Here is a 17,248-nt window from a genome sequence, read left to right on the forward strand (position 1 = left end):
GGATCGTGTCCGCTGGGATGCCCAGCTGCGCACCGATCCTGGTGCACGCACCACGGCCGCCACTGGGATTCTTCTGGGCGTCCATCACGAGGCGGACTGCCCGCTGGCGAAGCTCATCTGGATATTTTTTCGGTGCTGGCATGGTGCTCATCCTTTCAAGGATTCAACACCCTCCATTAAACCCGGGGCAGTTCACCTTATGGATTCATTTCCCACACGGCGCCGGCTAGATCCTGGGACTGGGAGTGCCACTCAGTGGTCGCGCCGCTCATGATCGGCGCGGGACTGCGTGAACTTCGGCCAAAATCTTCGAGCGCGTTTCCCCAAAAACGCGGAAAACCGGAAGGGTAGTGTTACGCCCGGGCCAGTGCCCCCGATTACGGGCGCCAGGACAGGCTGGCCCCAATGGGTAAACACTGAGACGCCCCGTGAGCTCCGTTTGGACAGGTTGATGGCTTTCCGCCCGCTCCTCGTGGTCCAAAGATCGAACCCAAACTCCGCGGCGACAACAACCTCCGGCCGCAGTGCAGGCGATGACAACCTGCGATCCGTTCCAAAGTCACAACAAGTACTGTTGAATAGTTTCGAAACGAATACGTACGGTTACCAGTAAGCCACCCCTGTATCCGCACATGGACTGCGGAAGCTGACCCCCTATGGCGGCCGAACACCCACCTGAGGACCCGTCCTCAGCGCTCCATCCCGGCATGAACCTATGAAACTGTCCCGCAAAGCGTTCCCGCTACGGACAGGCTCTGGGCGAGGTCCAGTGACAAGGCGTTGCGTTGACCGCTTGAACCTGTCGCACGACTTATGCCGTTTTCTGCGGCGACCCCATCTGTGCCGGCCAGCAGACCCGAACGTTAGGGGCGGGCAAGGAGTGCATAAAGATGCTCTCAACTTGCCCGCCCCGCGTTACCGGTACTGCTCTGGCCGTCTCAAGCTGTCCGACGACCAGGTGTTACTGGTGTTGCTCTGGCCGTCTCAAGCTGTCCGACGACCAGGTACTGCGGCACTGCTATGTCCGCCTCCTACTACTTGACGGTCCGGTACTACTGGTGTTGCTCTGGCCGTCTCAAGCTGTCCGACGACCAGGTACTACTGCAACGGTGCTTCCCCCTAGACAAGCAACTTCACCTACTGTGAGCGGGGGAACTTCCGTTCTCTTTTTCTGACGAGAAAAAATATAGCCACTCTCTGAAATCTCGTCAAGTCGACTTGCGCCGGCCCGGTTCTCCCGCGCGACTTGCGTGCCTTGGATGTCTTTCCGGAGGCCTTGGCCACTACCGCGCTGGGTGGGGTTCCCCGGCCTAGGTTGGCACTCAACCGCGCCTGCACCGCCTCCCTATTGGCCACGCCGTCGAGACCTACAGCCCTTCTCATCGCTTGGCCAAGTCATATTTGAGGCCAGCCTGATCACGCAGCTCTTCACATCGGTCATTTTCTTCGTCCGCGTGCTGCTAGCGGCTCTGGTCTGCCGGGCGGCTTCAACCAACACCTGGGTTACTTGCGGTGTTTCCACCCGTCCCGCGGAGCGTTCCCCTCCGGACAACACCATCGATCTTGCTCCCACCGTTGCTATATGCGATCCACCCGCCGCAGGGGGACCCTCATACGGGTCACCCCTTACGAGACGTTTGAGATCCGCATGCGATCGCCAACTGGCGACGGTTGGGCTGTGGCGGCGTTCGGCGTCTTAGGCGCGGTCGTGGAGGGTGATCTGGTAGCCGTCGGGGTCGGCAAAGGTGAACGTGCGACCGAAGGGGCCGTCGATCGGAGCCGAGACGATCGTGTGGCCGTCGGAGAGGAGAGCGTCGTGAATGGCTTGGACATCGGTGGCATGGAGCCAGATCGCGGCACCGATGCCGGGCTGAGCAACGGACGCAAGATCGGTGCCGGGAACGATGTCTCGCAGTGCGAACGCGATTGGCGTCGTCTCGAAGACGACAGCATGGGGAGGGCCGGCCTGAGAGCGGACGAGGCTGAGGTACTTCTCGTAGAACGCCTGCGACGCGTCGAGGTCGCGAGCCTGGAGGGAGATGAAGTCGGGGCCGGTGGCAGGCATTATGATGCTCCTTATTGGTGTGTCTGTTTTCTGACACCGATCAATCTATGTCAGAATACTGACATGAGTCAAGACTTTATCGGCGTCGTCCTAGAGACGTCACTGGGCTTCGTGCTGAAGGAGGCGGCAAGTGCCCTTCGCGCTGCCATGGAGGCAGTGCTGCGGCCGCTCGGGATGACCGTGACGCACTACTCCTGCCTCGAGCTTCTGGCACAGCGCCCGGGCCTGTCGAACTCGGAGCTCGCGCGGGGAGCATTCGTGACGCGGCAGTCGATGAACGTGCTGCTGCAAAGTTTGGAACGAGATGGCTACGTGAGCAGGCCGGCGGAGGCCCCTGTCGGGAAAGTTCTTCCCGCCCGGCTCACGCCACGCGGTCGCCGGAGGCTAGAGACGGCGACCGTTGCGGTCCGATCCGTCGAAGTCAGGATGCTGGGCGGCATGTCGGAGGACGAGCAGTCGGGTGCGTTCAGGATCCTGCAGAGCATGATCCACTCCTTGCGCGACGATAACGAGGGTGCGTAAATCGTTCCGGTGGGCACGTCAGCCATCGCGAACGCAGGACGTTCCCTTGTGACACAAGTCCTGGCCAGAGCATGCCGGCTGGGTCTCGACTCGAATCTGCGTGGTTAGCGGTCCCGCTATCGGGCGGTGCCTCGGGGCGAATGTGATCTCGGGTGCTCTCTCCCGACAGCGATGCATTGGGGCCCGTCTTGTCCGGCGACCTCACCAACGGCGGCCCAGATCTGGGCTGAACTGTCGGTCAGCGCTGAATAGTTTTGGCGTCGCTGCTGGGGTAGTTAGCGGAGACTTATCCGCTGCACAGGGTGGCCGCGGATGTGGCAAGGTGGGGTGATGGAGGAGAGCGCTGTAGACGAGGCTGGGCCGCGAGTCCATCGTCGGGATGCGGCGCGGAACCGAGAGCGACTGATTGCGTCGGCGTTGTCGATGATCGCACGGGACGGTTTCAATGTCCCTGTTCGGATGATCGCGCAGGAGGCGGGCCTTGGTGTCGCAACCTTTTATCGCTCGTTTCCTGACCGTAGTGCGCTGATGCGCGAGCTCGAGCACCGGGCTTACGACAGTCTCATTACGATTCTGGAGTCAATTCGGACTGATGGGGTTGGAGGCCTCGAGGCCATTGAGCGTTTCCTCACCGACTCACTGGAGATCGCCGACCAACTCATCCTTCCTTTGCACGGCGCTGCGCCCATCATGGATGGCGATGCAATTCAGAAGCGGGCGACGATCGATAGCACGCTTGAAGAGTTTCTCAATGAGGGGCGCGTTGACGGATCGATCCGGCACGATGCCAACGCCACCGACATCATCGTCTGCAGCGCCCTCATCACCCAGCCACTTCACTTCACTTCACATTGGCACAGAAGCGCAAATCGGCACATTGCGTTGTTCCTGGCCGGGCTTGCTGCTGGAGCGAATCTTCCAGGACCTGCGGTGGAGCAATCCGATATCGAAGCATCGTTTCGACTTGAGGCGGATGAAAACTCTTAGCCGAGGTAGCGGGAACGACTGATCACGCCGTCAGGATCAACGGTGTCCGCAATGTGGGCCACTCGCTGACGCAGGCCTTCGGGCAACGCGTCGGGAACCGAATCACTCCCCTCCGCCCAGGAGCCGAGGCTCAGCCCAAGATCCACGATGGCGGCGGCCCTACGAACTGTCGCGAAAGCCTTGTTGATGTGTTCGCGAGTGTTCGGCCCGATGAGGGCGCCCACCGCGTGCACCACAAACGGTCCCTGGACGGCTGTCTCGGCACCGTCGCGGGTGCGGGCATCGTTATCAAGTGACCGGATCTCGATCATCGCCAGTGCCGATTCCGCTGGTGCGGCCGTGCGCAGGATGTCGGCAGCAACTTGACCGGTGACGGGGCCGAGCCAGCGGGCTAGGCCGATTGCAGGGACAGCCATCGGAGGATCCAGGTGAATGGTCGCCAATCCGGACGCGTCGGTCGGACCCCAGGTGTCGACGGTCGGCGCAATGACGCGACGCACAGCATCCAGCAGGGGCAGCGCCCCCGCTTCGCCGTCGCTTGATGCCACCGCCAGATGGACGACCGGTACACCCTGGAGCTCCTTCGGGAAGTTTGGCGCGGGAGGTGTGTGCAACACGGCAATGCTTGCTGCAACAGACGCGCCAACCTCAGCGAGTGAAGCAGCCCAGGCCTGAACGACGTCGTCCAGGGCCTCGATCGGCCAGAGCAGATAGCCGGCGTGCAGGTCGTTAATCGGCACGAGATCGAAGTCGAGGTGCGTTGCAATCCCGACGCCACCACCACCGCGGAACGCCCAGAGAGCATCACGGTCCATCGGATCCACTGCATCGTCGGTAGCGAGGCGAAGGTTGCCCTTGCCGTCGACGTATTCGACCGAACGCAGGGCCGAACTGGCAGCCCCGAACGGGCGAGTCAACCACCCAAACCCGCCCCCGAACGTGTAGCCGCCCACGGCAACGGTGGGCGATGAGCCAGCCAGACCCATCAGCCCGTGAACCTCAGCTTTGGGGTTGATTTCTCCCCAGGTCAGCCCAGCGCCAGCTGATGCCGTCCGTGCATCAGGGTCGATCGTCAGTTCGCGCAGACCTGACGTATCGATGATGATCGTGTTGTTCCCCACATGGCCACCCGCACCGTGCCCCGTCGCCTGCGGCATGACCTTCAGGCCTCGACGAGCGGCCTGAACAACGACTTCACTGACCTCCGCGGCGGTCGCCGGCTTCGCGACGAACGCCGGTTCCTGGGTTCCACTGGAATTATCCGCACTCGTTCCCGCCACATACTCAGGCGATGCGGGCGGGTAAAGCTGGACCGATTCGCTCATGCCGGACTCCATTCATCGAGGGTGGCGGTGACCGTCCGGTGGACAACATCGCCTAGGGGACGAAATCGTCCGCTTCTGTGGGATACTTTAAGTATGACTGAAAAGACCGCGCCTCCCTATGCTGTCATCGGTGCTACCGGGCAGCAAGGAGGCGCCGTGGTTGATGCACTTCTCGACCGTGGCGCCAACGTGCGCGCCATAGTGCGAAACCCCGAATCTGATAGGAGCCGAGCTCTCGCTGCGCGAGGGGTGAGTCTCGTTCACGGCGACCTGGACGAAGTCGACTCGATTGCGTCGGCGTTGGCCGATGTGAGCGGGTTGTTCCTGATGACCACCTACGACGAGAGCGACGGCGGGACGGACGGTGAGATTATCCGCGGCCGCGCCATCGCCGACGCTGCGCAACACGCGAAAGTCCCACGCGTCGTGTATTCCTCCGTCGGCGGGGCCGAACGCAACAGCGGTGTCCCGCACTTTGAAAGCAAGCGACTTGTCGAGAAAGCCTTGACCGATGTCGTTCCGGTGTCGTTCGTCCGACCAACGTTCTTCCTGGAGAATCTCGCCCGCTCGCTGGTGCCAAGCGGCGACACCGAGTTCGTACTTCGGCTTCCCATGCCTGGCAATGTGCCCCTACAGATGGTCTCGGTCCGCGACATCGGAATCGTTGCCGCCGAGGTCCTCCTCAACCCCGCCCTGTTGCCCGACGGTGCCATCGAGATCGCGGGCGACGAACTCACCTGTGAAGCTATCGCTCAGCGAATCGGCGAGCACCTCGGCAAGCCCGGGCAATTTCAAAGCGTCCCCCTTAGCGTGTTCGGCGCCGACACCGATCGACAGGCCATGTTCCGATGGTTCGTGGACACGCCCGCCTACCAGGCCAACTTCACCGCAACCAAACGAATCGATCCCGACGTGCTCGATCTAGTCGCCTGGCTTCGACTCAAATGAGACGTCCAGCACGACTTTGCCGATGCCACGCCCGCCCGCCAACTCGAGGTAAGCCTCTCGAACCTCCTTGAGAGGGAAACGAGCACGAATCGGGACGGTAACCGCGCCGGAAGCAACCAGATCAGCGAATTGGACGACAGTGGCTCGAATGTCCGCGAGTTGGTACATGCCCTGGGTGAGGATCCCGAGCCGCTGGCCGGCCGCGAAGTCGATGATCGTATCGATTCGGTCGGGCGAAACGCCGAGCGCAATCGCAAGATCCGCATTGCCGTCCCCATGCGTGTCAAGAAACGCATCGACCCCGCCAGGAGCAGCCGCCTGAATGCGCTCAAGCACGCCGTCACCGTAGACGACCGGCGTGGCGCCGAGTTGGCGGACGGCCTCCTGATCACTGACCCCAGCAGTCGCAATAACACGAGCCCCGGCCAGAATGGCGAGTTGCACCACGGTGGCACCAACGCCGCCCGCGCCGCCCGCGACAACGACGGTGTCCCCTTTGGCAATTTTCACCGCTTGAATCATCGACGTTGCTGTGGCACCAGTGATCGGGATCACCGCTGCAGTCTCCCAGTCGATATTTTCCGGCTTCGTCAGAACGTTGGTGATCGGCACCCGCACAAAATCGGCCTGAGCGTCACGACCGTCGGAGAAGCCGATTACCACGTCATCGACGGTGACACCGGTCACATTGTCAGCCACCGCCACAACCACTCCCGAGAATTCGGTGCCTTGACCAGAAGGAAAATGCGCAGGATTCATCGCGTCCATCAGGCCCTCACGGATGGCTGCCTCACCCGGATTGACACCGGCCGCACGCACGCGGACAACGATTTCACCGTTTTGCGGGGACGGCATCGATACTTCGCGAATCTCCAAGACCTCGAGACCGCCGTAAGACCCGAATTGCACTGCGCGAGGCATAGCGCTCCTTTTTGCATGATCACTAAAGCTACAAAAACCGGAAACCGGATGATTTATTCCGTATTCGGCAATACTCAGCATACTAACGCAGGACGATGTCACGAGCGAATCTATTTGGGACAGGGCCAGCTCGCTGATCGTTAGCCGGGAGTCCGGTGAGGTCCGGCTACCGGGCGCAGCCTTCGCCGACCGGAGGGTTCACCTACCCCAGTCGAAGTTGAGTGGGATGCCCGGGTGGTTAGGCAGGAGAGCAATGACGTCGGGGTCTGCGCCTGAGGGGTGGTCATCAGGTTAGGCGGGCCACCTTTTCAGACTCATCGCCGGTGTTGGTGGCCTGGCAGGTGAGCTCGCTCCCCGTCGCGATCGAAGATCGTCAGCAACTCCACGGGCCCCTCGTGCGCCTCTATGGAGTGTGGGGTCATCGTGGAGAACTCGGCCGCCTGCCCTTCGTGGACCAGGATTGTCCGCTCCCCAAGGCGCAGTCGGATAGTTCCGCTGAGCACGGTGAACCATTCGTATCCCGGGTGCACCTGCGTCTCGTTTACCGCGCGGTCGGGAGTGATCCGCATTTTGGCGATCGTGACGCCGCGGCGATCGCGCTCGCGCGAGAGAACCCACACGGTCGAACCGGCGCTTGTCTCGGGCTCGGGGCGGATGACAACGTCATCGTCGCCCTCAGGCTCAACGAGCTGGTCGAGCGTCGTGCCAAGCGCCTGAGCGATCGGCAAGAGCTGATCGAGCGCGATACGGCGATGGCCCGTCTCGATGCGGCTCAGCGTAGACGCCGACAGGTAGCAGCGGCCGGCGAGCGTATCGAGGGTCCAACCCCGGGCCACGCGAAGGCTTCGAATTCGTTGGCGGACGATCTCATCAAGCAATTCTTGCGTCATACGCAATAGCCTATGCCGAAAACGGATTGCTGCGATAACCTGATTACCGTGACCCAAACCCACACCACTGTGCACCATTCACCTCACGACCTACCCGAACGCGGATTCGCACCGGAGCATGACGCCGGTCTTGCCGAATTTTTAGACCTCGACGCTACGCTAAGTGCACAGGTGTTGGTGGCAGCGCTGAATGCCGCATCCGATGCTCTCGGCACTGAGCCGCGTGTCGTTGTCGACCTTGGTGCCGGAACGGGAAAAAAACTCTTGCTCTCGCGACCCGCTTCCCAGACGCCCAGATTCACGGTCTCGACTCCTCACCCACAATGCTCGTCCGTCTGCGTGCCGCGGCAGCGGCGGGTGAGGTCGCTGACCGGGTCGAGACGCACTTGGTTAACCTCGATGGCGACTGGCCTGCGGTTATACCGGCCAGCATCGACCTCGCCTGGGCGGCGCTCTCGTTGCACCACGTAACCCGCCCCGTGCAGGTTCTGAGGCAGGTATTCGAAGTACTGCGCCCGGGCGGTGTGCTCATCGTCATCGAGCCGAGCGGGGCGACAACATACGAGCCCGCCGACCTAGGCACGGGCAGCCGCGACCTTGGCGAACGTCTTGCCGGTGGACTCCCCGCACCCGGATACCAATTGGCGGCCGAGTGGATGACGGCACTTGAAGCGGCTGGGTTTTCGCTAATCAAACGCCTAGAAATTTCCTTCAATGCGTCGGCGAACACGATAGATGGTGCACGCTATCTCGAGCTGCAAATGACCCACAACCGGGCCATCCTCGTCGATGACCTGTGCGCGGATGATCTCGCCGCGATTGACGCCGCGATATCCGAACTGGCAGCTGGAACCTTTGAGCTCGGGTTCACCTCCAGTCGTGACGTCTGGACCGCCGTTCGTCCGGCCAGCGTCGAGCCGATACTTCCGGACAAGCGGTCAGTCGACCAACTTGTAACGACTAGCACTAATTCAAATGAGAAGGAAACAACCCAATGACCACCAACAAGCAGGCTGATGTAGTAGTAATTGGAGGTGGCGTCGCTGGACTGGCCGCCGCTGTCGTGCTTGGACGCTCACGACGTAGCGTCATCGTCGTCGACGCTGGGCAACCCCGTAACGCTCCCTCCGCTGGTGCGCATAATGTGCTCGGCCTAGAGGGTATTTCGCCCCTTGAGCTGCTAGCCCGCGGTCGTGCTGAGGCCGAGTCCTATGGAGTGAACATCGTGACAGGATCTGCCACGAATGCCTCCGGCGTGCTGGACGACTTCACAATCGAGGTCGACGGTGAAGCGCTCCACGTCAAAGCTCGTCGAGTTGTCCTCGCAACCGGGCTCATCGACGAGTTGCCTGCTGTCCCAGGCATCGAGGCTGCGTGGGGCCACAGTGTCCTTCACTGCGCGTTCTGCCACGGCTGGGAGGTACGAGACCAACGCATCGCGGTGCTTGGTTGCAACGAGAACTCGTTCCATCAGGTGCTGCTATTTAGCCAACTCAGCGATGATGTCACATTTTTCATCCACGATGCGCCCAATCCGACCGACGAGCAACGGGAACAACTCGCGGCCCTGGGAGTAGACGTCGTGACACCACGGGTCGAGCGTCTCCTCGTGGAGGGCACACAGGTGCGAGCGGTCGAGATCGAGGGCGGCCGGTCCTTCGAAATAGACGCTGCCGTTGTTGCACCCCGGTTCATAGCGCGGACCGCACTCTACGAAGCGCTCGGGGGTAACCGAACGACGTCACCGTTCTTCGAACAGATCCCGGCCGATCCGCGCGGAACAACTGCCGTGCCCGGCGTCTGGGCGGCGGGGAATGCGAGCGAAATCATGACGATGGTAGCGGCCTCGGCCGCCTCAGGAGTGACGGTGGGCAGCGCCGTCCACGGCGATCTCGCCGCCGCCGACCTCGCGCAGGCCGTCCGTGCGCGGCGCAAGCCATTCTCAGCTGCAATGGAAGCCGAGAATTGCGAGGCGATTCTCGGCGACCGGCGACACGGGATCTGATGGCGGTCGCTCCAGCCAACCGAGCCAGCTGCCACTGAGAGAAGCGAGCGTCACACTACTCGTCCACGTGGCCCACAAATCGAGTGGGGAACTGGACGCAAGCGTCGCAGTGAAGGTTCGGTTTACGGAGGAGCTGTCGCTGAATGGGTCGCGTTTCCAATCCGATAGGTTGGCGACCCGATCCACGACCTTCATCACCCGCTGCAAAAGCGCCACCACCACCGGAGTCACGGGTGCGCCGCCGTCATTTCTGCTCTTCATGAGTTTCTGTATTCATTTCGACAAAGGGATACGATCCTCCATTTGTGGCCTGGATGAACGACCGCTTCTTCACAAACCCCGCGGCCTCGTACACCCGGATGGCGCGCTTGTTGAACGATGCAACTGACAGAGACAACGTCCGTTCCGAGCCCAAGTCAGCAACAGTCTGACCAATGCAAGCATCTACAAATGCTCGTCCCAGACCGTTGCCCGTAAGGTCGGGCCTCATCCCCAATGAGATCTCACAGAACGTTCCCCTTACGTCCACCTGGAAGAAGCCGATCAACTCCCCTCGGACGTACGCGCCATAGAAATACTCCGGCCAAAAGGTCGGATCAATGAACTCCCTATAATCACCTGGATCGGCATCGGCGTTGTAGAAGTCGTAGGGGGGAGAATATTTCCACTCATCTGCGATCTCCCGCGCGATGTCCGGAAGCATGATGCGGAACTCTATGGCCGTTTGAGAGATTGCCATGAGACCATTTTCGGACATCTCGTCCTTCCTTACAGTAGCTGGGTGGGGTCTAAGCGGTCTCTAGGTGAAGCGCAAGATTTGCTGGCTCAGACCATCTCAGTTCTAGATCGGTGATTTACGTCCCTGCTCACCGGAGGATCCATGGCATCACGATACATGTCGGACCGGCGCGTGCCTTAGCAATTAGTCCAAAGCTAAAAGTAGGTCCTCCCCTCACAAAGGACTTGCGCCCGCGGCGATCGTCCCAGTTAGCGTTCCACTAGCGGAACGGGCTGGGGCGGGGTCCGAGAAATGTTTGGCAGTGTTTCATGAGGTCCCGCGCCAGCAGTGGTGCCCCGGAGGCGAAGAGCCTGGTGTTGGAATAATTGATGTGCTCCTAGACATCCACGGTGGTGGATAGCATGCCGACCAGGGCCGGTACGTCGACCGGCGAGGAAGTATCGATCCTGACGATCCGCGCTATGCCCAGTGGGGCCGCATTGGCCGACCAAGCGGCCCACTCCGGTTCTGAAGTGATCCCCGTGGGATGAGTCTCGTGGCGTTGGCGGTCCGAGTATCTCTTCCACGCCAGGCTGGAAGAAACGTCACACCAGATTTCTACAATTTTGGGACTACTCGACTGGGCTATTCCTTCACACACAAAGGCAAGATCACGCGGCCGGTACCACCAAGACTCGGCGATCACCGTCCCCGGAACCGCTGATATCACCTGCCACATAGTTTCCGAAGCAATCTGGCCAAGCCTGCCGCTACCCACTTTGCCCAGACAGATATCTGCAAGGGCCTCCTTGATCCTGTCTTTCGACACAACTGGCACGCCCAACTCTTCGCCCAGCAGATTACTCAAGGTGCTTTTGCCAGCCCCAGGAAGACCATTTACCAAGATCACAGATTCAGCCATGATCTATTGTTACCCTTCACGGAATGCCGTCCGTTCAGGGTTCCCTTGTGGCGTGCGGAACAGTCAGCGGGTCAGCTGTGTCGTTTGTGCAGGCCGAGGGCTTAGCTCACCAGGGAGACAGTGTTGTCGACGCATCTAACGGCCCACGACCGGCAAGCCACGCCATGAGAGACCGTCTTTCACTGGATGATCCCAGCCGTTCCGGGGCTGTAGCGAATAACACGGGTAGATCCCAGGCCACGTACTCGTCCGGCCAATCCGAAGGGGTGTAGCCGAGGCCGAGATCGACGTGGTGCATTTCCACTTCGCGCAGCCTGTGCGCGGGGCAGCCAGCTGCACCGTAGTGCCCTCCGCCGAGGAAATGGCAATTAGGCCACCCTGCTACTTGTGCACTGGGTAAAGATCTCTTCGAGATGCGACATGCTCACGTTGAGGTCGGCGATAATCTCACGGGCGGAGCGCGTGGATCCTTCCTGAATCTCGTTACGACGTTGCTCCTGACCGCTTTCGTATTTTGGAACGTCTCGTCCATGCAGAGCACCTGATAAACGGCGCGAGTGGGCATCAGCATTACGAGCCAGATGGGTCAGTACATGGCCAACGGTCCAGTCGGGTAAAAGACTTGGTGACCGAATGTCCTTGTCGGTGAGCTGTACCACCCGATGCATCAAGCGTGCCTGCGCTTGGCGGCACAATTGGGATGCGTGCTCCGTCACTCGTTTGCAGGTCATCTTTTCCCACGGTGGTCAGCGCTTTGTCATGACCGCACCCATGGAAGTTCCATCCCGCGCGACGGGTTGATCTCGGTGAAGCCGGCCTGCTCATACAAGCGCCTGCCTGGAGGGTCAGCAATCAGGGTGATGTAGGGGTTTTCCGGGGCACCTTGGCGAATTTGCGCCACTAATGTGTCAATGACCCGCCGGCCCAGGCCTCTGCCTTGGAATTCTGGAAGTGTCGCCATGTCCGCGATGTGAAAGCACCAACCACCGTCGCCAATAACCCGGCCCATGGCCACGGCACGGCCGGCCTCTCTGTCCCGAACATGGCAAAAGAACCAGCTTCCGGTCAGGGCAGCAGCACCCTGTTCGGGGGTCTTCTGCGACAGGCCCGCGTCCTTTCGCAGTGCGAGATACTCTTCCAGCGCGGGAGGATCTGGAATCAGGTCGAAGTTGTCGGCAAAGTTCATGTCTCCAGTGTTCCATTTTGACCCGTGCCTTTTGTTCCGAGAATGGCCGTATCCATGCGACCAAGATGGCGAGCCGTTGGGAACGTGTGCATCAGCAACATCGAACATCGGCACGACACCGCATGGACTTACCCTTTGCTCGCCCGCGGCGTGAGCGGCTAAGGACCCGCCAGCCAAGCGCTGGCCGCAGCGGCGGAATGGGCCTTTTCAGAGCACAACCCTTTTCGGCTTTCGCCACCGAGGGACTCGAACGTCAAAAGCTCAAATACGAGCAAGAGCGATTCGATGTCGAGACCCCGACTCGACACGCCTCTGCACGCGGTGGCCGGCGCGCTCATCGAATGGCTGCAGAGCAACTTCGAGGTGAGCGTTGAGCAAGACCCGGGGGTCGCTGATGATCTCCTCCACTTGCCAAATGATGTTGTTCGAGCGGTACGGGTCGTTCCTCGTGACCCAGCAACGGCAACGCTTTCATTTGTTCTCACGAAGTTCCCTGGCGCGTACCTTCACGTCTCGGCGCCAGTAAATTGTCTGACCACGACGAGGGGGCGCCGTCTGGACCGTCATGAGCGATCCGGAAGGCAACAAGTTCTGTCTAGGACAGCGTCCACTGCAGCAATAGAGACGCCAACTCGCACCGACCATGTCGACTACTCATTTTGCGATAATCTTGCTGGCCGATCCGCTACCGAGACTCGGCCAGCACGTGTCCCGTTGACCGATGACGAATAATACACGTTCAGTTACGAGCTAAATATTGCGATGACTTCCTGCACACTGCTCCGAAATCGTAGCTACGGTCCGTAGTAACCTCTTCCCCGATCAATATCTCTTCGCGCTTTCCTGAGAGCTAGCGCGGTTTCGGGATCCCGGCCCTCAATGTCCTTCGCGCTCTTGTCAAAACTCCGATAGGACCCAAACAAAATCGGCAGCACGCAAAGAACGCAAATCCCTGCAATTATCAAACCGGAAACGATATCCATCGATGGATGCCCCCTTACGTTTGCGAGCAGACGACGCCCGCGACTGCCAATTTCTGCGCTTCTTATCTTTGAGGCTACCCCTCCCTTCTGCTGATGAAGGCACCGTGGCCAGTATCCTCTTCGTATGGAGTTTAGGGTGCGCAAAGCGGCAGTCGATGACGCAATCGGTACGGCGCAGGTGAACGTCACGTCATGGCGGGAGGCGTAGCCGCATCTTCTTTCGCCGACTTTTCTCGCCTCGCTTTCTGAATACGATCTGGCGCAGGGTTACCGTCGTGGTCTCGAAGCAGGAACGGCAGCCTGGGTTGCAGAGGACGAGACCCACATTGTGGGCATAGCGACCGCCAGCCAGCCACGAGAGGAAAATCCGCCCCGAGCCCTGGAGCTCCGCACGCTGTATCTGCTGTCGGCCCATTACGGAAGCGGTGCTGGGCAAGGTCTTCTCGACGCGTCGGTTGGCACCGGACCCTGCATGCTCCGGGTTGCGAGCGAGAATCCGCGCGCGATCGCCTTCTACCGTCGCAACGGATTCACCCTCGACGGTGCGCAAAAGATTGAGAAGTAGTGGGAAAACATGAAATCTGACCGCATGGTGAGGTGAGACGATGTCCTCCGTCCCACTAACTGTCCTCAAAGTGGACACCCGTCCAGGAGTGCGGACACTCTTCGTCGCGGTTTGGTTGCCAGTCGGGTTCGACGACCCCGATCTGTCGGTCTAATTCCGCCCTCGATTGTGGCCGCCCAACGTCCGCGACGGGCGGCGTCCGAGGGCCTGGGACAGCGGAGCGCCGAGGTCAATCTCAGTGAGGCACAATCGAGGGATGACTCTGACTGGCATCTTCGCGATCAAACCGACGATAGAAGGAGGGCGTGCGACGCTTCGGCCGTTCACGCCGGCTGATATCCAGGCGATGGGGTCGATTCTTGCTGACCCTGAGATACTCCGCTTCACCGGCTCTGTGCACACGACCGCGGAGGCGGGGAGTCGATCCCCGCGACTGGACGAGGCTACACGACGATGGTACGAGACCCGTGCGGACCAAGCCGATCGGCTCGACCTCGCTGTCGTGGACCGGGTAACCAACATGTGCGTGGGCGAGGTCGTGTTAAACGACGTGAATGAGCCCAACGACGCCTGCAACTTCCGCATCCTGATGGGACCCCATGGTCGTGATCGTGGGATAGGTTCCGAAGCAACCCGCATGGTCCTCGACCACGCATTCCGGACCACAAGCCTGAACCGAATCGAGTTGGACGCGTACGTGTTCAATCCGAGGGCTCTACACGTCTATGAACAATGCGGATTTGTCTACGAAGGGCGCAGACGGGCAGCACTAAAATTTGATGCCGAGTACGTCGATGCCATCGTCATGTCCATGCTCCGTTCCGACTGGGAACAGGGCATTAGCCGCCAATGACTTGTCCGGTCACCGTTCTATCTACGGGAAGAGCTGTCGCTGACGGTTCGCGTTTCCAATCCGATAAGGTGGCGACCCGATCCACGACCGTCATCACCCGCTGCAAAAAGCGCCCCCCACCGGAGGCACGGGTGCGCGTCAACCGTATGGAGTGGGTATCCTCGGAACCGCACCCGTACACGAACTGGCTGTGGAGGAAACGCGGCCTGCGACGGCGTCTTTCACCAGCGACGATGCCTCAGCGATCCCAGCCCACGAGCACCGCCGAACCCGGACGACGGCTGACGCATAACTGGCCAAGGCTGAACTCCCCCGCTCGACTCATCGCACCCGACCGGCTGGTAAAATAGATACGAAGCGTGGGGTGCTACCGGTTTCTTGCCTCAACAAACAACACACCTCCCCCCACGCGTCAACCGTGGTGCCGAGCCAGCCGCAACGTTGGTCAAGACCCTTCGGCTCATCATCCGTGACATTGATGGCGGACAGTCTGACGTAATCCTAATGAAGCGGCGCCATGTCACTTCCGGGTTTCCGGCAGATGCGTGAGATGGGAGGGGTTCGAAGCGAGGCTTGTGGACCAATCCCGCACCCTAGAGTATAGGCTTCGATCCGGCGTCGAAACGCAGACTCAGACGTTCGAGATCGGTCATTCGGCTCGGCCAGACCGGCTGGTCGCCACAGATGTGTTGATGGCGTTGCAGGCTTATCAGCACATGCGCACCTTACACAACCAGTACCGGCGGCGGCCCGGTCTGGGCCGCACCGACGGGCAACGGCTCGTGCGGGAACCAGGGCATCACGCCGCGGTAAGGTCCGGATCTTCCGTGGATACGCGGGCGCAGCCACGATGATCTTAGTCATGCGATCCGGTGTGTCATATAAGTCCCGCCCCGTTACCGGTCAGTTCACCGGACACCCCTTACTGGACGGTCGGCGGCCAGCAATCGCAAATCTGCACTTCAGGAGCGGATATGTTCGGTGGAGGACCGGCTTACGGGACATATGCAGGCACCTTCGGAAAATGCTTATAATGCGTCTCCCTTCGAGCTTTTGTCGCTCGTTGAAAACCACGACGGCTTGTCGAGATGCTGATGCAACTGTCTATACGCGTCTCGAATGATCAATCTATGGATACGCGGAATCTTCCGAAACGCAGAACGGTACGGTCAGCTTTGGCAGGCGCAGAGTGGTCTTGCTGGAGAAACTTGTCTGCATTTGTGAGAATCCGCTGGAGAAGCACGTTCTCAGCTGCGACTAAGGCGTGGGCGCCCTTCGCTTCGCCTATCGCTTTTCGTGCATCCTTGAGCGCGTCAAGATTGATGCGGTGCCATCGCCGGGCACGGTTGCCTCTTGTCACGCAGTAGAACAACGTAGCGATCGCGCCGACTATGGCCAACAGGCCCACTGCCGCCCACGGCCTCCAGGAAGTGGCAACCTTGAGCTCCGCGGGGCCAATTGCGAACCACACGATCCCGGCCATAAATACTGCGAAGCCAAGGAGGGGCCATCCGAATCTGAAGGGGAATCGGAGGAGTGCTGCGTAGTATACCTGGAGGGATCGGAAGGCAGCCAACCAAAACCTACGTGTTTGTGCCGCTTGGGTGAGGTTCTCGGCGAGTCGGTCAGAGGTACCCTTTACGGAGAGGTTCATGGAGCGGGCAGAAATGCTTGCTTCCCATTCGTCGAGCTGTTGCTCCAGGACGTCCGGATCGAGTCCTGCGCGCCGTGGGGCCGCTGCGCTCTCATCCGCAGCGGCACGGATGGAGAACGGGTCGCGAGCCAACTCCACAGGTTCACCCACATCCTTGAGAACGGACCACAGGGTGACCACCAACGCGATTGCCCCGGCAAAGAATGTGACGATCCCGGCCAGCTGGAGCCATGAGTCTTGTTGTCCAGTGAAGCTTGCGTAGAAGAAGGATGCTGCAAGGCTGACAAAAAGACCTGAAATGAGTGCCCCCATCGCGGGCACAAAAACCGTCTGATACTGCGTCGCAGCTAGTCGAATGTAAGTAAAAGTCTGCCGTTTCGGCGGGCGAATGGTGCGGAGCGTAGCCAGCTCGGCGACTCCGAGCAAAAAGCTCAGAGACACCCAAAGTCCGCCTACACCGATCAGCCATGTTGTGGTATTTTCCATCTGTTCCCTCGAGAAGATCATGCAGCCTCGCTGCCATGTATGTCACACAACAGCTCCGCATTGATGGGTACCACGATATGAGCCCCGTCGAGCGACTCCTGGACGCGATGGTCGCAGTTCATTGGCAGCATGTAGCTTCGCGCCAACCAGGCGGAGAAGGGACGGGGCTGTCCCGCAGGGCGTTCACCTATCGAGAAGGTCTCGAGGCGTCGTGGCCT

The 17,248-nt window shown here is 60.4% G+C and carries 15 protein-coding genes and 2 pseudogenes; 8 read left to right on the forward strand and 9 right to left on the reverse strand.

Annotated features, from left to right (window positions below; translation table 11 throughout):
* Nucleotides 1-1,696: 1,696 nt before the first annotated feature.
* Nucleotides 1,697-2,065 (reverse strand): VOC family protein, encoded by a 369-nt coding sequence (locus OS914_RS15045; RefSeq protein WP_267546881.1) that lies wholly within the window; start codon nt 2,063-2,065, stop codon nt 1,697-1,699.
* 63 nt (nt 2,066-2,128) lie between these two features.
* On the opposite strand from OS914_RS15045, the gene OS914_RS15050 reads away from it, so the two are divergent.
* Together OS914_RS15050 and OS914_RS15055 are read left to right on the forward strand one after the other, a co-directional pair.
* Complete coding sequence (locus tag OS914_RS15050) at nt 2,129-2,587, forward strand: MarR family winged helix-turn-helix transcriptional regulator (protein ID WP_267546882.1); 459 nt, start codon at nt 2,129-2,131, stop codon at nt 2,585-2,587.
* 330 nt (nt 2,588-2,917) lie between these two features.
* Nucleotides 2,918-3,574, forward strand: a complete 657-nt coding sequence (locus tag OS914_RS15055; protein WP_267546883.1) for a TetR/AcrR family transcriptional regulator — start codon at nt 2,918-2,920, stop codon at nt 3,572-3,574.
* Here the strand turns inward: OS914_RS15055 and OS914_RS15060 are convergent.
* Complete coding sequence (locus OS914_RS15060; RefSeq protein WP_267546884.1) at nt 3,571-4,899, reverse strand: FAD-binding oxidoreductase; 1,329 nt, start codon at nt 4,897-4,899, stop codon at nt 3,571-3,573. The genes OS914_RS15055 and OS914_RS15060 overlap by 4 nt on opposite strands.
* Before the next feature lie 93 nt (nt 4,900-4,992).
* Between OS914_RS15060 and OS914_RS15065 the strand changes: the two genes are divergently transcribed.
* Nucleotides 4,993-5,847, forward strand: a complete 855-nt coding sequence (locus OS914_RS15065) for an NmrA/HSCARG family protein (protein ID WP_267546885.1) — start codon at nt 4,993-4,995, stop codon at nt 5,845-5,847.
* Here OS914_RS15065 and OS914_RS15070 read toward each other — a convergent pair.
* The gene (locus tag OS914_RS15070; RefSeq protein ID WP_267546886.1) at nt 5,821-6,768 is read right to left on the reverse strand and encodes an NADP-dependent oxidoreductase; all 948 of its coding nucleotides are present in this window, start codon (nt 6,766-6,768) and stop codon (nt 5,821-5,823) included. The genes OS914_RS15065 and OS914_RS15070 overlap by 27 nt on opposite strands.
* Before the next feature lie 314 nt (nt 6,769-7,082).
* Nucleotides 7,083-7,658, reverse strand: a complete 576-nt coding sequence (locus OS914_RS15075) for a helix-turn-helix domain-containing protein (protein ID WP_267546887.1) — start codon at nt 7,656-7,658, stop codon at nt 7,083-7,085.
* 254 nt (nt 7,659-7,912) lie between these two features.
* Here OS914_RS15075 and OS914_RS15080 point away from each other — a divergent pair.
* Both OS914_RS15080 and OS914_RS15085 read left to right on the forward strand, forming a co-directional pair.
* A pseudogene (locus OS914_RS15080) lies at nt 7,913-8,656 on the forward strand (class I SAM-dependent methyltransferase); the annotation flags it as partial.
* Nucleotides 8,653-9,663, forward strand: coding sequence for an NAD(P)/FAD-dependent oxidoreductase (locus tag OS914_RS15085; protein WP_267546888.1), 1,011 nt, complete (start codon nt 8,653-8,655; stop codon nt 9,661-9,663). The pseudogene OS914_RS15080 and the gene OS914_RS15085, both read left to right, overlap by 4 nt.
* A gap of 244 nt (nt 9,664-9,907) precedes the next feature.
* Here OS914_RS15085 and OS914_RS15090 read toward each other — a convergent pair whose 3' ends face one another.
* From OS914_RS15090 to OS914_RS15105, 4 genes are all read right to left on the reverse strand, one after another.
* Nucleotides 9,908-10,420, reverse strand: a complete 513-nt coding sequence (locus OS914_RS15090) for a GNAT family N-acetyltransferase (RefSeq protein ID WP_267546889.1) — start codon at nt 10,418-10,420, stop codon at nt 9,908-9,910.
* 358 nt (nt 10,421-10,778) lie between these two features.
* Nucleotides 10,779-11,303 carry a P-loop nucleotide/nucleoside kinase family protein gene (locus OS914_RS15095; RefSeq protein ID WP_267546890.1) on the reverse strand — a complete coding sequence of 175 codons (525 nt, stop codon included), beginning with the start codon at nt 11,301-11,303 and terminating at the stop codon, nt 10,779-10,781.
* Nucleotides 11,304-11,671: 368 nt separating this feature from the next.
* Complete coding sequence (locus tag OS914_RS15100) at nt 11,672-12,019, reverse strand: maleylpyruvate isomerase N-terminal domain-containing protein (RefSeq protein WP_267546891.1); 348 nt, start codon at nt 12,017-12,019, stop codon at nt 11,672-11,674.
* Between the two features lie 41 nt (nt 12,020-12,060).
* Complete coding sequence (locus tag OS914_RS15105; RefSeq protein ID WP_267546892.1) at nt 12,061-12,489, reverse strand: GNAT family N-acetyltransferase; 429 nt, start codon at nt 12,487-12,489, stop codon at nt 12,061-12,063.
* Nucleotides 12,490-12,774: 285 nt separating this feature from the next.
* Between OS914_RS15105 and OS914_RS15110 the strand changes: the two genes are divergently transcribed.
* The 3 genes and pseudogenes from OS914_RS15110 (at nt 12,775) to OS914_RS15120 (ending at nt 14,890) form a co-directional block, all read left to right on the forward strand.
* Nucleotides 12,775-13,221: a DUF6226 family protein gene (locus tag OS914_RS15110; RefSeq protein WP_267546893.1), complete on the forward strand. Its 447-nt coding sequence runs from the start codon at nt 12,775-12,777 to the stop codon at nt 13,219-13,221.
* Nucleotides 13,222-13,719: 498 nt separating this feature from the next.
* Nucleotides 13,720-14,037: pseudogene (locus OS914_RS15115) on the forward strand (N-acetyltransferase family protein); the annotation flags it as partial.
* A 256-nt stretch (nt 14,038-14,293) separates the two neighbouring features.
* Nucleotides 14,294-14,890: a GNAT family N-acetyltransferase gene (locus OS914_RS15120; protein ID WP_267546894.1), complete on the forward strand. Its 597-nt coding sequence runs from the start codon at nt 14,294-14,296 to the stop codon at nt 14,888-14,890.
* A 1,123-nt stretch (nt 14,891-16,013) separates the two neighbouring features.
* Here OS914_RS15120 and OS914_RS15125 read toward each other — a convergent pair.
* Nucleotides 16,014-17,030 (reverse strand): hypothetical protein, encoded by a 1,017-nt coding sequence (locus OS914_RS15125; RefSeq protein ID WP_267546895.1) that lies wholly within the window; start codon nt 17,028-17,030, stop codon nt 16,014-16,016.
* Nucleotides 17,031-17,248 lie beyond the last annotated feature (218 nt).

This window comes from Arthrobacter endolithicus (assembly GCF_026627425.1).
Lineage (GTDB): Bacteria > Actinomycetota > Actinomycetes > Actinomycetales > Micrococcaceae > Arthrobacter_M.